Source organism: Bacillus sp. LR_5 (genome assembly GCF_042709275.1).
Map to the genome: position 1 here is coordinate 1 of NZ_JAVAXX010000560.1, position 1661 is coordinate 1661.

1 protein-coding gene is annotated in these 1661 nt (G+C 37.3%); it reads left to right on the forward strand.

Going from position 1 to position 1661, the window contains the following annotated elements:
* The first annotated feature begins 486 nt into the window (after window positions 1–486).
* Complete coding sequence (gene xynA / locus RAC86_RS38455; RefSeq protein WP_015251938.1) at window positions 487–1128, forward strand: endo-1,4-beta-xylanase XynA; 642 nt, start codon at window positions 487–489, stop codon at window positions 1126–1128.
* Window positions 1129–1661: the final 533 nt, after the last annotated feature.

The window sequence follows — 1661 nt, forward strand, 5'->3', positions numbered from 1 at the left end:
ATCTTGCAACTTCTTTGTAAAACTGATCTAAGCTATCATCCTCAAATTTTTGGTCAATAATTCTAATTGAGCAGTTCTTTCTTAGTAGAACCTTAATTGTTTTCTTCTTCAGTTCTTCATATTCTTCATAAATTTGCTTCCCTTCATTAGACAAGCGGCAGCTACAATAATTTCACAATCTCTAATGTATATCTCCTTTATGTGAAATGGTTCAATGGGAATTCATTGCAGATATTACTCCATCTGAATTAGAAATAAGAATTGTGATCCTGCGAAAAAAGGATCAGGATATGGTGGAAGAAGACCACTTATAATGTGTTTCTAGGTATTTGTAATTAAATTACAAATACTTTTAATATTTGCTCATGAATTCGTGGTATTATACTGGAGGGGACGATCAAAAGCTTTGGCGTTAGTAATTAAAAATGTTTTAAATGTATACGAGTGCTACCTCAAAGTCGGAAAAAATATTATAGGAGGTAACATATGTTTAAGTTTAAAAAGAATTTCTTAGTTGGATTATCGGCAGCTTTAATGAGTATTAGCTTGTTTTCGGCAACCGCCTCTGCAGCTAGCACAGACTACTGGCAAAATTGGACTGATGGGGGCGGTATAGTAAACGCTGTCAATGGGTCTGGCGGGAATTACAGTGTTAATTGGTCTAATACCGGAAATTTCGTTGTTGGTAAAGGTTGGACTACAGGTTCGCCATTTAGGACGATAAACTATAATGCCGGAGTTTGGGCGCCGAATGGCAATGGGTATTTGACTTTGTATGGCTGGACGAGATCGCCCCTCATAGAATATTATGTGGTGGATTCATGGGGTACTTATAGGCCTACCGGAACGTATAAAGGTACTGTAAAGAGTGATGGAGGTACATATGACATATATACAACTACACGTTATAACGCACCTTCCATTGATGGCGATCGCACGACTTTTACGCAGTACTGGAGTGTTCGTCAGACGAAGAGACCAACTGGAAGCAACGCTACAATCACTTTCAGCAATCATGTGAACGCATGGAAGAGCCATGGAATGAATCTGGGCAGTAATTGGGCTTACCAAGTCATGGCGACAGAAGGATATCAAAGTAGTGGAAGTTCTAACGTAACAGTGTGGTAGCAGATCATCTTTAATCAGGGGTAGCTAACGGGCTGCTGATCGTTCCTTGAGAAGTTTTATAATCAATGATTATTAAAATCGTTAGTAATGGTTAAAGGTTGTTTTCTACTAGGTGAACGGCCTTGGAATTGCTGGAGGTAGGGTATTCTCCATCTGGTTTTATAACTTTTCCTATAGGTTAATAGAATGGTATTTAAATGAGAATGCTATCAATTTTTTGTAGTCAGCGCTTGCTCACAACAGACACCTTTACATAACCCTTCTTTATAAAACATAAGCCTTACTCAAAATAAAAATATCTCAGTAGTTAACCAGAATCCTCATAACTTTATACTAGTTAAAGGTGGGACTGTTAAGAACAAAAAGTCTAATTTATAAATGGGGACTCTACGAACAAAGCAAGTAAATTCAAAAAGAACCCAACTTTAGGATTTCCTTAGAGGATTGAATCAGCTCGAACCAAGTTTTTTAATGCGACTAGCTATGGAAATTAAGAAAGAACCTGGTGAAATTGCCCAGGTTCTTTTTATATT

What these genes read in the sequence shown, in the direction of transcription:
- xynA (WP_015251938.1), top strand. Translation starts at nt 487, where the DNA reads ATGTTTAAGTTTAAAAAGAATTTCTTAGTTGGATTATCGGCAGCTTTA.